The organism is Wolbachia endosymbiont (group A) of Cydia amplana, from assembly GCF_964028495.1.
Classification (GTDB): Bacteria; Pseudomonadota; Alphaproteobacteria; order Rickettsiales; family Anaplasmataceae; genus Wolbachia; species Wolbachia pipientis.
In genome coordinates this window covers 903,577-922,319 of the sequence record NZ_OZ034792.1, presented here as the reverse complement: position 1 = coordinate 922,319, position 18,743 = coordinate 903,577, and the positions used below count along the sequence as shown (strand labels likewise).

18 protein-coding genes are annotated in these 18,743 nt (G+C 33.9%); 12 read left to right on the top strand and 6 right to left on the bottom strand.

Annotation, left to right across the window (positions count from 1 at the left end; all coding sequences use genetic code 11):
* Position 1 precedes the first annotated feature (1 nt).
* The 3 genes from greA to ABWU40_RS04490 all read left to right on the top strand — a co-directional run bounded on the left by greA (position 2) and on the right by ABWU40_RS04490 (position 2,499).
* Positions 2-496, top strand: a complete 495-nt coding sequence (greA, locus tag ABWU40_RS04500; protein WP_007549342.1) for a transcription elongation factor GreA — start codon at positions 2-4, stop codon at positions 494-496.
* Positions 497-502: 6 nt separating this feature from the next.
* Entirely contained in the window at positions 503-1,147 is a 645-nt protein-coding gene (gene ribB / locus ABWU40_RS04495) for a 3,4-dihydroxy-2-butanone-4-phosphate synthase (RefSeq protein WP_007549343.1), read from the top strand.
* 71 nt (positions 1,148-1,218) lie between these two features.
* Positions 1,219-2,499, top strand: a complete 1,281-nt coding sequence (locus ABWU40_RS04490; RefSeq protein WP_012673175.1) for a M48 family metalloprotease — start codon at positions 1,219-1,221, stop codon at positions 2,497-2,499.
* Between the two features lie 27 nt (positions 2,500-2,526).
* Here the strand turns inward: ABWU40_RS04490 and ABWU40_RS04485 are convergent, their stop codons facing one another.
* Both ABWU40_RS04485 and fabG read right to left on the bottom strand, forming a co-directional pair.
* Positions 2,527-2,862: a TrbC/VirB2 family protein gene (locus ABWU40_RS04485; protein WP_007550269.1), complete on the bottom strand. Its 336-nt coding sequence runs from the start codon at positions 2,860-2,862 to the stop codon at positions 2,527-2,529.
* 95 nt (positions 2,863-2,957) lie between these two features.
* Complete coding sequence (gene fabG / locus ABWU40_RS04480) at positions 2,958-3,692, bottom strand: 3-oxoacyl-[acyl-carrier-protein] reductase (protein WP_015589136.1); 735 nt, start codon at positions 3,690-3,692, stop codon at positions 2,958-2,960.
* 266 nt (positions 3,693-3,958) lie between these two features.
* Between fabG and ABWU40_RS04475 the strand changes: the two genes are divergently transcribed.
* From ABWU40_RS04475 to ABWU40_RS04435, 9 genes are all read left to right on the top strand, one after another.
* Positions 3,959-5,479, top strand: coding sequence for an HlyD family type I secretion periplasmic adaptor subunit (locus ABWU40_RS04475; protein WP_174516815.1), 1,521 nt, complete (start codon positions 3,959-3,961; stop codon positions 5,477-5,479).
* 142 nt (positions 5,480-5,621) lie between these two features.
* Positions 5,622-5,906, top strand: coding sequence for a transposase (locus ABWU40_RS04470; protein ID WP_041573518.1), 285 nt, complete (start codon positions 5,622-5,624; stop codon positions 5,904-5,906).
* Positions 5,907-5,927: 21 nt separating this feature from the next.
* Positions 5,928-6,269 (top strand): IS3 family transposase, encoded by a 342-nt coding sequence (locus ABWU40_RS04465; RefSeq protein ID WP_095866567.1) that lies wholly within the window; start codon positions 5,928-5,930, stop codon positions 6,267-6,269.
* 238 nt (positions 6,270-6,507) lie between these two features.
* The gene (locus ABWU40_RS04460) at positions 6,508-6,672 is read left to right on the top strand and encodes an IS3 family transposase (RefSeq protein WP_081600771.1); all 165 of its coding nucleotides are present in this window, start codon (positions 6,508-6,510) and stop codon (positions 6,670-6,672) included.
* 1,231 nt (positions 6,673-7,903) lie between these two features.
* Positions 7,904-8,668 (top strand): cytochrome c oxidase subunit II, encoded by a 765-nt coding sequence (gene coxB / locus ABWU40_RS04455; RefSeq protein ID WP_015589127.1) that lies wholly within the window; start codon positions 7,904-7,906, stop codon positions 8,666-8,668.
* Positions 8,669-8,683: 15 nt separating this feature from the next.
* Positions 8,684-10,234 (top strand): cytochrome c oxidase subunit I, encoded by a 1,551-nt coding sequence (ctaD, locus tag ABWU40_RS04450; protein WP_353279143.1) that lies wholly within the window; start codon positions 8,684-8,686, stop codon positions 10,232-10,234.
* A gap of 1 nt (position 10,235) precedes the next feature.
* Positions 10,236-11,123, top strand: a complete 888-nt coding sequence (locus ABWU40_RS04445) for a heme o synthase (RefSeq protein WP_015589125.1) — start codon at positions 10,236-10,238, stop codon at positions 11,121-11,123.
* A 176-nt stretch (positions 11,124-11,299) separates the two neighbouring features.
* Positions 11,300-11,737, top strand: coding sequence for a ribonuclease HI (gene rnhA, locus ABWU40_RS04440; protein ID WP_015589124.1), 438 nt, complete (start codon positions 11,300-11,302; stop codon positions 11,735-11,737).
* Positions 11,730-14,855: an AsmA-like C-terminal domain-containing protein gene (locus ABWU40_RS04435; RefSeq protein ID WP_141456947.1), complete on the top strand. Its 3,126-nt coding sequence runs from the start codon at positions 11,730-11,732 to the stop codon at positions 14,853-14,855. The genes rnhA and ABWU40_RS04435 overlap by 8 nt, the downstream gene beginning before the upstream one ends.
* A gap of 294 nt (positions 14,856-15,149) precedes the next feature.
* Here the strand turns inward: ABWU40_RS04435 and ABWU40_RS04430 are convergent, their stop codons facing one another.
* The 4 genes from ABWU40_RS04430 to ABWU40_RS04415 all read right to left on the bottom strand — a co-directional run bounded on the left by ABWU40_RS04430 (position 15,150) and on the right by ABWU40_RS04415 (position 18,240).
* Entirely contained in the window at positions 15,150-15,557 is a 408-nt protein-coding gene (locus tag ABWU40_RS04430) for a transposase (protein ID WP_007548764.1), read from the bottom strand.
* A 19-nt stretch (positions 15,558-15,576) separates the two neighbouring features.
* Positions 15,577-15,777 (bottom strand): hypothetical protein, encoded by a 201-nt coding sequence (locus ABWU40_RS04425; protein WP_010082383.1) that lies wholly within the window; start codon positions 15,775-15,777, stop codon positions 15,577-15,579.
* Positions 15,761-16,090 (bottom strand): transposase, encoded by a 330-nt coding sequence (locus ABWU40_RS04420; RefSeq protein ID WP_007548762.1) that lies wholly within the window; start codon positions 16,088-16,090, stop codon positions 15,761-15,763. Before ABWU40_RS04420 ends, ABWU40_RS04425 begins: the two co-directional genes overlap by 17 nt.
* 191 nt (positions 16,091-16,281) lie before the next feature.
* A complete protein-coding gene (locus ABWU40_RS04415) occupies positions 16,282-18,240 on the bottom strand; it encodes a hypothetical protein (RefSeq protein ID WP_353279142.1) in 1,959 nt (652 codons plus the stop codon).
* Positions 18,241-18,743: the final 503 nt, after the last annotated feature.

Here is an 18,743-nt window from a genome sequence, read left to right as displayed (position 1 = left end):
TATGGCTTCATCCATTATTAATAAATTTCCTATGACGAGGGAAGGTTTTGAGAATATGCAAGCCGAACTTGAAAAATTAAAGGAAGAAAAACCTTCTGTGATACAGGCTATTTCTGATGCTCGTGATCAAGGTGATTTGTCTGAAAACGCAGAGTATCATGCAGCACGGGAAAGGTTAGGTTTTATTGAAGGCCGTATAATGGAGATAGAAAGTAAGCTCTCACATGCGGAAGTAATAGAAGTAAAAAATTTGTCTGGTGATTCAGTAATGTTTGGTGCAACTGTGACATTAAGCATGTTAAGTGATAATAACGGTGAAGTGGAATATGTTTATAAGGTTGTAGGCGAATATGAAGCTGATGTTTCAAAGCAGTTAATATCTACTAGTTCACCACTTGGGAGTGCCTTAATCGGCAAAAAAGTCGGTGAATATGTGGAAGTGACAGTGCCAAATGGAGAGAAATTGTATAAAATAGTTAAGATTGAATTTAAGTAAATTATTATGGTACAGGCCACTTATGCTTCAATGAGTCTACCAGGTATTTCTTCTGTGGAAGATGTATTAGAGGATGCTCGTTCCGGTAAATTATTCATTTTAGTTGATGATGAAAATAGAGAAAATGAAGGCGATTTGATTGTCTTAGCTGAGAAAATAAAGCCGGAACATATGGCTTTTATGGTTAGGTACGGTACAGGGGTTGTTTGCTTAGCAATGACTAAATTTCACATGAAAAGGTTGGGCCTTAATTTCATGGAAAAGAAAAATATTGGTGAAAATCATACCGCATTTACTACATCAATTGATGCACGTTATGGCATTACAACCGGTGTTTCAGCAGAGGATAGAACGAAAACTATACATGCTGCTATCAACAAGGATGGTACTCAGGATGACATCATAACTCCAGGTCATGTTTTTCCTGTAATTGCACATAAAGGTGGGGTGGCACAACGTGCTGGTCATACTGAAGCGAGTGTTGAAATGGCGAAGTTAGTAGGGTTTGATCATTCAGCAGTTATTTGTGAATTAGTGAATGATGATGGCTCTATGATGCGCTTACCTCAGTTACTTAAATTTGCTGAACAACATAAAATTAAGTTAACTACCATCGACAAACTTATCAGTTACGTTAAAAATTTAAACTAGCGTTTATAAATTTGTATAATTTAAGTGTTAAAATATAGGATTTCTATAAATTATACAAGCACAGAATTTTCATGTTTAGAGTTGCTAAGTTTTTGACCTTATTGTTCTTTTTTGCATATTGTAATAATGCTTACTCTATTAACATTATTAGAGATAGTGAAGTGGAAGCAATAGTGAAAGAGCTAGCGCAACCTTTATTTTCTGCTGCGGATATTGATCATGAGCAAATAAAAGTTTTTATAATTAATGACAATTCGATTAATGCTTTTGTAATTAACAATAACAGTATTTTCATTCATTTAGGACTTTTACAATATTCGGCTAAACCTTATGTCCTGCTTGGTATATTAGCACATGAGATTGCTCACATATCTGCTGGTCATATATTGCAAATGAGTAGTGCTATGGGTTATTTTCAATCGATAGCAATGATTAGTTATATGGTAGGATTAGTTTCTAGTATTATCATTAACCCTCAGGTTGCTGGTGCAATTTTGCTTAGTGGTGTAGCGTTTAGTTCAAGGCTATTTTTTAACTATTCTCAAGAGCAAGAAAGTGTAGCAGATAGCTATGCTTTAAGGTATCTTGATGAATCTGGCTATGATAATTCAGGTATGAAAGAGATTTTTGATTATTTTAAAAGTATTGAGCATGAGAACACCGAGGAATATTTCCGCACTCACCCACTTAGTGAGAAACGCATATTTGCTGTACAAAATTATAAGGTTAAAAACAACGTAAAACCAATTTTTGCGGATAAGTTACTAAAGTTTGAGCGTGTGGTTGCAAAGCTAGACTCTTTCTTTGCTCCTATTCATGTGTTATCTAATAAATATGAAGATAATTCTGAGTATGTAAATGCTATAGTTTGCTATAGGCAAGGAAAGATAGAAGAGGCTATTGCTAAAGTTAACTCATTGATTCAAGAATCACACAGTGATCCATACCTATATGAATTAAAAGCAGAAATGCTATACAAGGCCGGAAATTTAAGTGAAGCAATAAAAATGTATGAGGAATCGCTTAGGTATTTATCTGAGAAAAACAGTTATTTAGTGAAACTTGCATTATCTCATACTTTATTATTACACGGTGATGCAAAAAAGGCGATTTTTTACCTGGAGCAGATTTTGAATGTAGAACCAAATAACGCTTTTGTCTGGAAATATTTAAGCATTGCATATAAATGTGAAGCTGATACGGCAATGCATTATTTTGCCTTGACAAAAAAGGCTTGTATTGAAGGTGATTTAAAGCAATTTATGAAATACGCTGAGTTAGCTGTTAAAACTCTACCAAAAGATAGCCCTTATTTGTTGCAAGTTGAAGATATGAAGCGGTTTAATGGATAACAAAAAAGCATTTCTGCACTTTTTGGATTATTTTTGTCCACACTTTTCCAACATAGTTTTTGCTTCATCGCTTACGTTGGGCATAATTTTCGTTATGATAGTTTTAGCGCCAAAAAATACACCACAGAACATGCCAAGAGCAAAGAGGGCTGGCCACGGCATCCTGCCAAATATTGCAAGCAAAGCTGCACCAATTATTACTACCGTCATAAGTGGACCGCCTATCCCCCAAACATAACCAATAATATTGCATATTACTTTAGTTGTGTCATCCATATCAACACCAGGGTTATCTGCATAACCTGAGAAAGAGAAAAGCAATACTACACACAAAACACCAAAAAATCCTATTATAGAGCTCATTTTTTTGCCTCTAAATAATAAATTAACGCAAACCTAAACCTACACATATTTTTATTTTAAAGTAAAAATTATAATTTGTCCATACATAAGTGTTGCTACATAAATAACCCACCATTAATGTTAAGCACATGCCCTGTTATATATTTTGCTTCATCACTTGCTAAAAACAAGACCCCTGCTGCTATTTCTTCCCCTGTTCCCATTCTTTTCATTGGAATATTATCTAATATTTTTCCCTTTTGTCCTTCATTTAAAACTTCAGTCATTTTAGTATCTATAAACCCAGGAGCAATACAATTTACTGTTATATTACGACTTGCAACTTCTTTTGCTATGGATTTGCTCATAGCTATTATTCCAGCTTTAGACGCCGCATAATTTGCTTGCCCGGCGTTTCCTGTCAGCCCTATTATTGAGGAAATATTTATAATTCTTCCCCAATTATTCTTAATTAGTTTTCTGCATGCTTCTCTACTCAGCTTAAATGTAGAGCTCAAGTTAATATCAATTACTTTCTGCCATGCTTCATCTGTCATTCTCAATAATAAACTGTCTCGCGTAATACCCGCATTGCATACGAGCCCGTCAAAGCCTTCCATCAGCTCACTTGCTCTATTTATTAGTTGATTTACTTCCTCAGCATTTGATAAATCACAAGGGAGTACATGCATGTTTTTTTCATATTGTTTAGCAACTTCTTCGAGCACTTCTTTTTTTGTGCCAGAAATACATAAAGTTGCTCCGGCTTTGTGCATAATTTTTACAATTGCTTGCCCTATTCCGCCTGATGCGCCAGTAATCAGGAACTTTCTGCTTTCCAATTTAAGCATAATAACTTTATATTATCTTAATTCCTAACAGAATATTGACTAGTTGGCAATAGATTTCTTACATAATATAAGTAACTCAGATATTCACAAAATAAAGAAAAAGTTATAATAAAGTTAAACGTCAAAAAATTTTAAAAACATAGTTGATGCAGGAATTGTTACTAAATAGTTTATTCTGGTGCTCTACAGTCTAAATGGAATGCTTAAATTATAGATTCTTTGTTTTTGTGTGTTATCTTGAGTTAACACAAATTCACAGTAGTATTATGATAAGTAAGTTAAAAAAGCTTAGCGCTGGATTTTCTTTGACAGGCTTGATTGGCCATGGTGATAATATAAATATGCAAGGAGCAAAAAATAAAAAGAAGAAGTACCCAAAATTTTTGGATAAGACGTTTGCATTGATTGATGCAGTGATAAATTTTATTTTAAAACGCGAAAGTAATAACGTAAATGAAGTCCTGAAAGTAACGTGGGGACCACTATTTTTTGGTCTGGTAGTAATACTCATCTTTTTTGGGATAGGTGGTATTTGGTCGGCTATAGCTCCAATTGACGGTGCGGTGCATGCAAGTGGAGAAGTTATTGTATCTTCAAATAGAAAAATAGTTCAACACTTGGGCGGAGGAATAATAAGCAAAATTTTAGTAAAAGAGGGTCAAGCAGTTAAAAAAGATGAGCCTCTAGTTTTGTTGAGTGATGTTAACGAGAAGGCGAATTTAAGTATCATCAAAGAGAAGCTCTTATCATTTTTAGCAACAGAAGCAAGGCTTCTTGCAATCAGAGTAGATTTGGACACGCTCGAGTTTCCTGATGAGGTTAAAAAATTATCTCACGATGAACTTGTAAATAAAGCGATAAAGAATCAAGTAAAGTTGTTCAACTCTCAGAGAAAGAGCATATTGGGAAAAACAGACATACTGCAACAACGTATAAAGCAGTTAAATGATGAATTAGCGGGGCTAAACTTTCAACTAAATGCAGCTCATAAGCAATATGACTTGATAACTGAGGAGTTGGAAACAAAAAGACAATTACTTGATAGTGGCCATATAAGCAAACCACACATTTTAGCTTTAGAAAAGCAGTTTGCTGAAATTGAAGGCAGAGTTGGACATTACCGTTCTGCAATATCTCAAGTGCAGCAAAAAATTGGAGAGAACGAATTAGAAATTATAAACGTGAGAAATGATTCTCAAGAAAGAGCAAACGCTGAACTTAAGGAAGTTAGTACGTCTATTGCAGACTTGAAAGAGAGACTGATGGTTGCTGAAGATTCATTAGCACGTACAATAATTAAATCGCCTCAAGATGGGATAGTCACAGATATAAGATACCATACTGAAGGTGGTGTTATACAATCTGGAGTTCCAATCATGAGCGTAGTGCCATCGGATGATGACCTAATAATAGATGCTAAAATTCAGACCAGAAACATAGAAGAGATACTGTCAGCACAAAAGAAAGATAGCAACATAGTCTCTATTGATGGGCTAGAAGGGCTAAAGGTTAAAGTTCGTTTAAGTGCTTACAGTGCACGTCGTTTAAGTTTAATTAATGGTATAGTAAGCAATATTTCTCCCGATGCCCTTGATGATCCAAGGCTAGGGCGTTATTATTCAGTACGTGTAGTGATACCAAAACCAGAGCTTGCTCAGTTTAAAAACGTATACCTATACCCTGGTATGCCAGCAGAAGTGTACATAGTTACTCAATCTCGTACTCTTTTATCATTCTTGTTTACGCCTATAATTGCAACAGTCGATAGGTCTTTTATAGAAAGGTAGCTCACTCGTTAAAGTAGTAGTGAAAGTGCCGTAATAAAATTTAGGTACATAATTAGACAATAGGCTTCTTGACCTTACCCAGAAAAAGTGGAGAGAAAGAAAAGAGTTTTTTCGGGTAAAATAAAATTTTGGAGGATTAGAAATGGTAAGAGAATATACGGCAGAATTCAAATTGGAAGCTGTTAAGCTGGCAAATGAACAAAGAAAGGTAGGTCAACCAGTTGCAAAAGTAGCAAGAGATCTAGGAATAAGGGATAGTGTATTAGGAAAATGGATGAAGAAATATAACGAAAAAAAGTCAGCGGCAAATGCATTTCCAGATGTAGCACCTTATGACAAAGAGAGATTTGATTTACAGAAAGAGTTAGCAAAAGTAACAAGAGAAAGAGACATTTTAAAAAAAGCCCTGGCCAGTCAAAAAGAGTAAAATATTTTTTCATAAAAGAGCATAGTAAACACTATAAAGTGCAGGAATTATGTAGGGTTTTCTGCTAGTGGCTACTATAAGTGGACTACAAGGAAAATAAGCAGTAGAGAATCAGCAAATAAAGAGTTATTAGCAGATATTCAAAAAATATATCAAGCTTCTAAATGTAGATATGGAGCTCCTAAAATTCATGCTGAATTAAAGGCTTTGGGTAAAAGTTGCAACTTAAAAACAGTGCAAAGTATTATGCAGAAAAATGGTATTCAGGCTATATTGAGAAGAAAATTTAAAATTAAGAAACAACAAACGGACAGTAGCTCCCAATATATTAGACCAAAACTTTATTGTCGATCAACCAAATAAAGTATGGGATTACTTATATAAAAACCAAAGAAGGATGACTATATTTGGCAACAATAATCGATCTATATTCACGCATGGTAGTTAATGAGCAGTTCAATAAATAAACAATTGGTTATGGACTCTTTATTAATGGACGTTAACAAGCGTAAACCTGCCAAAAATCTACTATTACATAGTGATCAAGGTTCACAATATACTTCGCAAGGTTATCAATATCTCTTATCCATAAAAAACATAGATGAGTCATAAAGGTTGTTGTTACAACAATTCTGTTGTGGAAAGCTTCTTTAGCTCATTGAAAAGAGAAATACTTATTGATACTTCACAACACTCTGCTCAACAAACTAGAACTGCAATATTTGAATACATAGAAATTTTTTATAACAAACAACGTCACTATTAACTATTGCATTCCAGAACAATTTGATGCATCATTCTTTTTGTAAAAAACATTCCAAACTTTCTCTCCACTTTTTCTGGGTAAGGTCATCATAGCATTAGTTAGATGCATTAGAATTGATCATGATGATGTACATATAATGTTTAGGTTTCAAGAACTTGCTCTGGAAATGCAAAAAAAAATGTTCAACATTATGTCGCGAGTCAAACTTAGGGTATTTGGCGTCTCATGTTTAATTTTTCGCACTACGTGCATCGCATGTCTTTAAAAATTTCTGGGTTTTTACCTATATAAGCCGAAACGCGCTTATATAGCGTTACAAGACATCAAAAAATGCCAATACTCGACAGAGATAGTAAAAGACTAGCTAACTCGGGGATTCTTTGTCTTTTTTTCTGCTTAGTAAATTTCTTAAACATTTGCAGCGTAAGTTAGTTGCAATTAAAAGCAGCTTAATCTCGCTTGTCAAGCGTTTAAAACATAAAAAACGCCAATATTTTAAAGCGGATAATAACCCCAGGGCTTCTTTTGCCTTTTTTTTATTTGGTAAATTTCTTAATATTTATGGCTAAACGACAATCGTCATCCCGCTACGTGTTAGCGGGATCTATGCTTTGAGATACTGCGAATGAATCGCGGTATGATGGTTAAGTAAGGGATCTATGCTAAGAGATGCCAAAGACCTTCATGAAACTTTGCCCATTTGGCTTCTCTAAAGATTTCGTTTACAGAATCTAGTAACTCAGCTATGCAGAATAAAAAAAGTTTGTATGGTATACAAATAGTGTGTTTTTTTTATAATTATTTTCTATAATACATAAACCTTTGGTCCAAGCTGTAAATGCCACCATAGGCATTAAAAGTTAATTAACAAACTGCAATGTATAATTAAATAAAGAAACTTGTAAGACTTTGATCTTACAGATTATAAACTTGTCATAAAGTTTAATAGTGTCTGTTACTGCTTTTAGGTGTGAGGCTAGAGGGTTATTAGCAGTAACAGACACTATTAAACTTATTATAAAATTTACTTAAAGTAAATACTTAATTTAAAATATTATAATATTTTTACTTACAATAGATTTATGTAAATGCTTTTTTCCTCAATTAGTATTGTACTATTATACTTGTTGAATGCTAAAAAATTATTAACCATCACTAATCTCTATTTGCATAGTAAGTTTATATATACTATTATACAGTATATCACTTAGTTTTATAGCAAACAAAAGATATGGTGAAGTTATTTGCACTATTGATAATATTTTACTCAAATATATCTGTTGCCTCTGCTCCTACTTCCTGGCAATTTGGATTTCCTGCTCCTGCAACTGAAGTAATGGAGGCTGTAGTTAGGTCACATTCGTTTGTGATGCTTGTGATGGTTACAATAATGCTTTTTGTGTGGGCGCTGCTTGCTTATATAGCGTTTCGCTTTCGTAAAAGCAAAGTAACAAACATAAGTAAAACTACCCATAGTGTTCCTTTAGAAATTATTTGGTTTGTTATACCAACTATCATTGTTGGTATATTAGCCTTTGAAAACGCTAAATTACTGAAGCTACAGGAAGAAATACCGAAAGCTGATATAACACTGAAAGTTATTGGCCATCAATGGTATTGGAGTTACCAATATCCAGAATATCAAGGTGTGTCATTTGATAGTTATATTAAGGGAAAAGAAGACTTTATCGAAGGAGATTTAAAGCTGTTCTCTGTTGATAACAACATCGTTTTACCCGTTAATGCTAACGTTCGTTTACAAGTTACAGCAGGAGATGTTATACATAGCTGGGGAGTACCAGCTTTTGGTGTAAAAATTGATGCGATACCAGGTAGGCTGAATGAGGCGTGGTTTAATATCAAAAAGCCTGGTGTTTATTATGGGCAGTGCTACGAATTGTGTGGTCAAGGCCATGGATTTATGCCAATTGTTGTTGAAGCAGTAAGCAAAGAAGATTTTAATAAGTGGATTGAAAATAGAAAATTAGTGAGTTAAATTTGGAGTATAGATATGAGTGACGTACCAAAGGGCATAAAGCGTTGGTTGTTTTCCACCAATCATAAAGATATAGGGACACTGTACATTATTTTTTCCATATTAGCTGGAATTATTGGTGGATTATTATCGGTGATTATTCGCACTCAGCTAATGCACATTAATATACTTAACAATAACTATCAATTATATAACGTAATGGTTACAGGGCATGCGTTGATAATGGTGTTTTTTATGATAATGCCAGCCCTCATGGGAGGATTTGGTAACTGGTTTGTACCTCTCATTATTGGCGCACCAGATATGGCGTTTCCTCGTATGAATAATTTGAGTTTCTGGTTATTAGTGTCATCTTTTATTTTGCTCATTCTCTCAGTGTTTATTGGTGAAGGTCCAGGTACAGGTTGGACTTTATATCCACCTTTATCACAGGTAATGTCCCATCCAAGTGCAGGAGTTGACATTGCTATACTTGCACTCCACGTTGCTGGTATGTCGTCAATTGTTGGGGCGATCAACTTTATAGTTACTATATTTAACATGCGCGCAAAAGGCATGTCATTAACTAAGATGCCACTGTTTGTTTGGTCTGTCTTGTTAACAGCATTTATGTTGATTGTTGCCTTACCAGTGCTTGCCGGTGCTATAACTATGCTTCTTACTGATCGCAATATTGGTACTTCCTTTTTTGATCCTGCCGGTGGCGGCGATCCTGTGTTATTTCAACATCTATTTTGGTTTTTTGGTCATCCAGAAGTTTACGTAATTATTTTTCCTGCATTTGGCATCATAAGTCAGGTTGTATCAACTTTTTCTCACAGACCTGTATTTGGTTACATAGGGATGGTTTATGCAATGATAGGTATAGCAGTATTTGGCTTTATGGTTTGGGCTCACCATATGTTCACTGTTGGGCTTAGTGCTGACGCTGCTGCATTTTTTAGCACTATCACAATTTTTATCGGTGTTATAACTGGTGTAAAAGTCTTTAGCTGGATTGCAACTATGTGGGGTGGAGCAATTGAGTTTAAGACCCCTATGCTGTTTGCACTAGGTTTTATTTTCATGTTTGTTGGCGGTGGCATAACGGGAATAATTCTTTCTCATGGTGGAATAGATAAGCTCTTGCACGACACCTATTATGTTGTTGCTCACTTCCATTATGTCATGTCACTTGCTGCATTATTTGGAGCTTTTGCTGGCTTTTATTATTGGATTGGTAAAATGTCGGGTAAACAATATAATGAGCGCTTAGGTCAAATCCACTTTTGGCTTACTTTTATTAGCACCAATATCACTTTTTTACCTCAACATTTCTTGGGATTAGCTGGTATGCCAAGACGTATACCTGATTATCCTGATGCGTTTATCCCTTGGAATTATATATCCTCAATTGGCTCATATATGTCCTTTGTTTCAGTTATGTTTTTTGTGTTTATAGTTATACATCTCTTCAAATGGGGCAAGAAAGCTGGAGATAATCCTTGGAAAGGTGACACCTTGGAATGGACGGTATCTTCACCACCGCCTTTTCATACTTTCGAAAAGCCACCAGTGGTAAAATAGAATGTACACAAGTGTTTTGCTAAATGTTGAATCAACAATACTGGATTTTTGGCGTTTGCTGAAGCCAAGGATAATGTATCTTGTGGTATTTACTGCAGTTGCCGGTATGGTTGCTGCACCAGGTGGTATGCATCCTTTTCTAGCATTAATATCTCTTATATGTGTTGCTCTTGGCTCAGGATCTGCAGGTGCTATAAATATGTGGTATGACAGAGATATAGATCTGCTCATGGAAAGGACAAAAAACCGCCCTATACCCTCAGGTAGAGTTTCTGCAGAAAGCGCGCTTGAATTTGGTATCACTCTTGGAATATTATCAGTATTTATCATGGCAATAGCAGTAAACTATATTTCTGCTGCTTTACTTGCAATCAGCATATTGTTTTACGTTTTTGTATATACGATCTGGCTCAAAAGACGCACTCCGCAGAATATCGTTATCGGTGGTGCAGCAGGTGCTTTCCCTCCAATGATTGGCTGGGCAGCTGTGACTAATTCTGTAAGTTGGGAAAGTTTCATTTTATTTTTAGTAATTTTTATGTGGACTCCACCACACTTTTGGGCCCTATCTTTAAATAAGTCTGAAGACTATGTAAAGGCATCGATTCCAATGTTCAATATTGTTTATGGTCCGAAGAAAACAAGAAAATATATATTAATTTATAGTGTTTTGCTGGTGCTAACTAGCTTGCTTCCAGCTCTATTCTTGAAAAAGGCTTTACTTTATCTAAGCATGGCAACCTTTGAAGGGTGCGTTTTTATTTGGTACGCTATATCAATTCTCAGATTCAAGAACCACAGCTCACAGAAAAAAATGTTTTCTTATTCAATTTCTTATCTATTTTCCCTATTCGCCAGTATTATTTTTTGTTCTATTGATTTATTTTAATTATGAAAGAACGGCAGAAGCATAAAAACTATTTTTTACTTTTCCTTTTGGTAATGCTCGTTGTCACACTTTTTTTTGTTTCTATAATAAAATTTAAAGGTGCAGCTTAAACTACCTTTAGAAATTGTGCTTTCATAGAAGCAACTATATACTTTATTAATTCATTACAGTTAAAGATGAGCAAAAAGGAAGTGACAATATATACGGATGGGGCGTGTTCTGGTAATCCTGGAGCGGGAGGATGGGCAGCTATCATATTATTTCAAGATTATAGAAAAGACATTTATGGTAGAGAAGAAAATACCACAAACAATAAAATGGAGTTAACAGCGGTGATCAATGGGCTGAAAGTATTGAAATTTTCTTGTAATATTAATTTATATACGGATAGTCTCTATGTTAAACATGGCATAACAGAGTGGATAAATAAGTGGAAAATGAATGGTTGGAAAACAAGTAATAAAAAATCAGTAAAAAATATGGAATTGTGGAAAGAGTTAGACAACGTTGCTTTACAACACGAAATTGATTGGAAGTGGGTTAAAGCACACAGTGGCGATAAGTATAATGAGGAGGCTGATAGTTTAGCAAGAAAAGCAATAATCAATGCTTAAAAAAATTACTGTATTATTTTCCGTAGCTTTATTGTTCATATTGTGCTTCTTTATTTTTTTAAAGCCTTTAGAAATCAATATTAATTATGTTAATTTTTATGTTAAACATAAAATATCAAAAATATTTGTTGGCTCAAGCGTTAATGTGGAGAATACCTCAGTTGTTTGGCAGAAAGGTAGCAAAGATCCGTATTTAGTCATTACAGATTTGGCAATAGCAAACCCTAATTTTACTATAAAAGTTCCTGAGCTTTTTGTACATTTTAAGTTAAGTTCCTTATTTAAAGGTAACATAAAATTTTCTCAAGTTTTAGCTGATAATGTGCATGTATATATCAAGAGAGAAGAAATTAATGTTAATCCGCAAAACTCATTAGACCTTTTGGATAATCATTATTTAAGTAATAACCGCCTTCCTTCGGTGTCATTCCAGCGCGTGACGCTGGAATCTAGAAAAAAAGAAACAAGTAGTCAAGCTACTTGGATGACAGGAAAAAAAGATATTGGGATGACAGGAAAAAAAGATACTGGGATGACAGGGAAGAATTTCAAGATGACAGAAAGCAGTGCAAAAAATCTATTAAAAACAATAAGGGAATTTTTTTTTGACTTAAATGCGGATTCAAAAATTGAATTTACTAACATCGCTATTAATAAAGGCACGGAAGATGAATTTTTTATTGATAAATTGTATATAGGGAAGGGGGAAGATTTTAATGTTTTAGATATTCATGTGAATACAAAAGATGAAAAGGGATTTTTGGATGATTTATCAATTACGATAAAAAATCGCAACAATTTGCTAAATGTGTACGGGACATTTTATGATCTAAAATTGGGACTATTAAGCGAGTTTTCTACATTAGTTAAAAGCTACAATTTGGACAAAAATATAGGATTCAAAGGAAGCTTCTCAGTGAAAATTAATAAAAAGGATGAAATTGTAGATGGAAATATATACGTATTGAATACAGAAAATTATTTGAACAAAAATTTGGCCTTAACTAATGTAAATATAAATTTAACATATAGTAATGGAATTATTAGTGTAAAAAACTTCCATTTTAAGTTAAATGACACGTATCTCTCTTTAATAGGCAAAATGAACTTTGGTACAAGTCATGCTTTGCTTAGAATTAATATTAGTAAGTTTGCTGCAAAGGATTTATGTACTTATATACCAGATAGTGTAGTAAATAGTAAATTTAAAAGCTGGTATTGTGATAATATTGATGGGGATGTTTTAAATACCATTGTAAGTTTCAATGGCAAAATTAACAATTTGGTTGATGACGATCTGTCAGACATTGTAATTGTTGCTGATATAGAAAACGGTAGCGTAAAATTTGATGAAGATTTTGAGCAAGTAAAGGAATTAAAGGGTGATTTGATCATCAAGAATAACGATCTTGAAATTACTGTAAATAGCGCTAAGTTTCAGAATTTCACTGTTAATGGTGGTGATATTGAAATGAAATCTCTAAATAAGGAAGATTCAGTTCTAACCATTAATGGCAAAGCTGTAAGTGATGCGTATGGTTTATATGAGCCTATAAGATTTAAGCTGGATGATGTGGTGAAGGTTGAAAGGGATAAAGTAAGTGGAATGGCAAAATCCGTATTTAATTTTCGCATTTTTAATCTAAATGCTGATGACAAAAAAGTAGACTTCTCAGCAAATTTTCATTCTGAAATTGACAATTTGGCCGTCTATAATGCAAGTCTTGGTAAATATGATATTAAGCTTAGTTTTGGCAGTGACTTTATAGATTTAAATGGTAGTGGTATGGTGAATAACACACAGCTATTATTTGACCTGAAAAGTAGCAATAGGAATGAAAGTTTCGCCTGGAATTTGACCGGAGATTTACCCGCTCAAATATTTAATTTTGATAGTGGCTATGTCAGTGCAAATTTAGAGTCAGTGATAAATCAAGATAAGACGGGGTATGTTAATGGTGATATAGATTTATCAGAATTTGAATCACATTCAAGCTACTTAGGGTGGAAAAATCGCTTTGAAGATCACAATAAAATTTTGTTTTCTACAAGGTTAAAAGGAGCAGGTGAATTGTTAGTAGATAAATTAGACATTGTAGGAAATGACCTAGATATAAAATTCAGCGGAAGAGTAGAAAATGGAAATTTATATTTAAATTCTAGTAGCTTTAAATTGCCTGATAATGATTTTAGTATAGAAATTGAATCAGGTAAGGAGAAAAATGCCATAACTATTTATGGTGAGGAAATTAACTTAAGTGATATTTTAGGCTTGCTTGGCAAAAACAGTAATGGATTAAATAAAGATATAGAGATTAGTATGAATGTTGACAATGTAATTATGAAAGAAGGCATCGTTATCAAAAATGCTAAGCTGAATGTAACCTGTACTAAAGGTAATTGCAATGGAAGTCAATTTACAGGGCAGTTTCTGGAAGATAGCAGCAACATACTAGCAGAATACAGTGGAATAGGGCTCGAAATATATGCGGATAATTCAGGTATGCTTTTGCGTTCCTTAGGCATTAGTAAATCAATTAAAAACGGCAAATTGTCTTTTTATCTCTCTCCTCAGAGAGAAAGTGGAGAACATTATGGTACGTTATCCATTAGCAATTTCTACATCAAAGATGCTCCACTACTTACTACTTTATTGTCGATGTCTTCATTGCCTGGCATTGTAAATGCCATAAAAAATGAAGGTGTATACTTTTACAAATGTAATGCACCTTTTTCATACAAAGATGGCACTATTGAAATTGAAGAATCTTGGCTTGAAGGGGCGGAGTTAGGTATTAGCACTGGTGGTAAGCTCGATATTAGAAATTATAAATTCCAGGTTGCAGGACAAGTAATACCAGCATATTCAATTAATAAATCTTTGTTAAAAATTCCTATAATTGGAAAACTTCTTACTGGTGGGAAAAGTAGGGGAATCGTTTCAATAGACTATAAAGCAAGTGGTGATGACAAAAACAATAACGTATCTGTTGATCTTATCTCTTCGCTAACTCCAAACCTATTAAAGAGGTTATTGGGAGTGTTTGATCGCATTATGACAAAAACTAACGAAAGTGGCTTAAAAGGTGGTGTGAAAAAGAAATTTGGTTCGATATGACCAAAAGGGAAGTTATTTAACAAAATTATGGACAAAAATGCAAGAATTTCAGAATGATCTACCTGGTTTTTTATTTAGTTGTTTAAGTAATACCACTCCCTTTAACCTCTCTATATTTGCTGAACAACTAAAAAGGGTAGGGGGGTGGTTGTAAATTGTATCTGTTCAGCAGAGTGGCAAAATAAGGTAGACGAGAAAAGACAACTATAGGAACAAATGGGTGTCATCCCAGTGCTTGACACTGGGATGGCTTTGTTGCATCGCTCTTCGGATAGTAGGTAACGCACAATAAATTTATGAAGCTATCTCAAATTTAGCCATACCAATATCAGTGAACTTATTGAGCAAATAGCATTTAACAAGTAGTTCCTTCTCTCTATTTGTCTCAGATTTATTCCTAAAACTAAACCCGAATGTTTGTTTCAGTCGCGAGAAAAAACTTTCTATATAAGATCTTTTTCCATAACTCATCTCTTTTTTCCACTTCTTTATACCATCTTCATCATATGACTTTATGAGCTTGACTGCAGAATTTCTCTCAGCCATATAGTCTAACTTTGGATGCTCTGCTGCGTTGTTTTTCGGAGGAATTTTCGTTTTTATACCATATTGATTACACAGCTTATAGAGCTTTTCTCTGTCATATGCCCTATCTGCATATAGTACTTTTATGACATACTGAAAATCGACTTCTTTTAGCAAATCACAAGCTCCATAGTGATCAGCCGTTACTGTATTTTACAGCTATGGCTTTTTTGCTGTTTGTATTCAACATTACATGCAATTTTCTTGTCTGTTCATAGCTGCGATACTTTCTATCTTCGCTATTTTCTTTGCTATGACCAGGAGTGTTGTTGTATATACTAATTCCTGTACTGTCTATAGCAATTTCGATATCTTCCATATTATTTTCTGCAATCATTGATCTTAATATTGAGTTTCTTAAACCTTCTTGATGATTGTGAATAGCTGATAACTTGCAAATTTTTCCCAATTTGCTCAAGGTATCCTGCTATAAACCCAACTGTTTGCCTCAGGCCTATTCTAAATAAACAAGTTATTATGTGCACCAAAATTACAACTTTATCGCTATAAATATTGTTGCCACCTGGTATTTTTGGACCATTCTCGTACCACTTTTCTATGGCTTCGTTGATATAATGAAAAATATTTCCTCTTTTTTCTAGAAATTTGTTATATTCGCTATGGTTACTGACCCTCATTTTTTGTGGCATATTTTTTCTTTCAAGGTTAAATGGCTATTTTATAATGAATTTTGTCAGTAGCCACCAGATTTTTTCAGTTGCTATGCAACAAAGCCATCCCAGTGTCAAGCACTGGGATGACATCACAGGGGCACTGGAATTTTTGTTTCAATATTTGTACATTAGCCATGCATCTGAACAGATACTGTAAATTAGCTATATTACATTAGCCCATCAGATGAGTTGTAATGGTTATAATTGTCTGATAAGTGATCTCTAACATCGTGACCTAACTCATTGGCATCAGGCTTAACTTCGTGATCTAACTCATTAGCATCGAGCTTAAACAAAGAAGGATTATCATCAGATTGTTGATTAGACTCTTTCTCTTTCGACCCAAATAACCATGAAAAGAGTGATGAGATAGAATCAATAATGGATTTAATTGCTGAAAAAATATTGGATAAGAAATTACTGGGTTGCTGAGTATCCTCTTCGGCTGATTCTGGTTCAGGCTCTTTTCCTGCTGTGTCATCCACATCTTGTTCAGGCTTACTTCTGCTTATGAGTGTCTTATCTAACCATTTGGACATATTCTTGTCTGGATTATGAAAATACATTTTCTCTATGTCCTTGTTTTCATCAACAAAAATTACTACAGTTGCATTCTGACTTAATGACCCTTCATTTAATCTATAACGTTCACTAACGAGCGATTCATGAGAGTTCTTTATATCTTGAATCAATCGAAGTTTTTCTTCTTCTACTAAAAGGTAACCTCTGTGTTGTATAGCATAATTGGTCCCTTTGTACTTAAATTGCAACATTCCTGTAACCTCTGTGTAGTCATCACCTTTTTGTTCTTCTTCTGGCTCTGGATTCGTGCGGTTTTCATTTACCTCTTCTTCAGACTTACTTCTGCTTATAAGTGTCTTATCTAGCTGTTTGAATATATTTTTGTCGGAGTTTCGAAAATACATTCGACTTATCTCCTTATTTTCATCAACGTGAATCGATAAAACTGTATTCTCATTCCCCAATCCATCACATTCACTAACGAGCGATTCATGAGAGTTCTTAATGTCTTTGATAAATTGAAATTTTTCTTCTTCTGAAAAGTACTTGCATCTTACGTTATAAGTGGTGCCTTTGTATTTAAAACTAAATATCCATCCATGGTCTTTATATTCATCTACTAGTTCATGAATATTCTTGACATTTTGTATAGCTTTAAATTTTTCATCTTCTGAAAAGTCCTTGTATCTTACGTTATAAGTGGTGCCTTTGTATTTAAAACTAAATATCCATCCATGGTCTTCATATTCATCTAGTCCAGAATTCTTGACACGTTGTATAATTTGAAATTTCTCTTCTTCTGAAAGGTTTAGGCGGTATACACTACCAGTTGTACCTATGTATTTAAAAATAAAACTCCATCCATCGTATTTATATTCATCTACACCCATCTGATTGCAAATAGCTTTATAATTTTTTTCTTCTACTTCTCGTCCAACAACATTTGCTATGAGTTCAGTATCCAGAATACTCAAAGTTTGGACTGTTGCCGATGGTGAAAAACACAATTGAAATATGTGGCCTAGCTCATGACCCAGAACAAAATCCATGGCACTTTGCTTATATGTCAGAATATTCTGACAATCTGTTACTCCTCGTGTAATATATCCTGGACTACCATCTTCATCTATGCCGAGAAGATTGTTATACTTTGTATAATCGCTTCTATTATTGAAAATGTAAACCGTTATATTTTTACTTATGCTACTATCTTTGAAGCAAAACTTTTCTTTAAATGCCTCATAGGCAGTTTTAATGTCTGTTTCTATTTGGTTTTGTTCCTGCTCAGATAAGTTGTCGTATTTTATAGTACAATTTATATACCCGTATTTAACGGTAAAGCTGTTAGACAAAACATCATGTATATTTGTGGAAAAATAATTGAACTGCTTTGACTCGGCTTCTTTATACAATTGATGCCCATATTTATCACTAGAATACTTTGGTAGTTTAGGTACTTTGGCAATTAAGTTTTTGTTACTATCAAAAAAAGAAATATCAGAATTACCAATCCTAAAATCCTTTATAGATTGCCCGCAAGTGCCATCATTTGCACAATCATGATTATCTTTCTTATTAAACCATGCGTTGGTGTATTTTTCCATTTTGATACCTCACTACCAAACCTTACTATATTATTATCTTGGTAAAAATCATAATAATTCGTTAACTTGTATTTTAAATCTGTATCAAATGTGCTTTTCTCGTAAGGTATCAATTGTGAAGTAATTAACTTTATTTGTTTAAAATTTTGCTAAAATAGCTCTTTTTATACTATGTTTTATATAGCTAAACTGACTTAGATTTACTGACAATTTGAAAAACAAAAATTCGTCATTCCGCTACTATAGTATTTTCTAAAACGAATGATAAACGTCTAAAATGGTATTACCAACTAAAAGGTGTAAGTTTGTACATTGATGCATTAGAGGTCTGAGGCGACTTTTGATGGTGTGCCAACAATGCTCTATCGGATTTAGATCTTACTATTACCCACAAATATAAATGTTTGTTGCATAGCTCTTAATGGCATAACTTTTGCTTGAAATAACTGTTTATATGGTGCAATTTACAGCTTTTAGTTGCTAAAATTATTACTCTTAGTTTA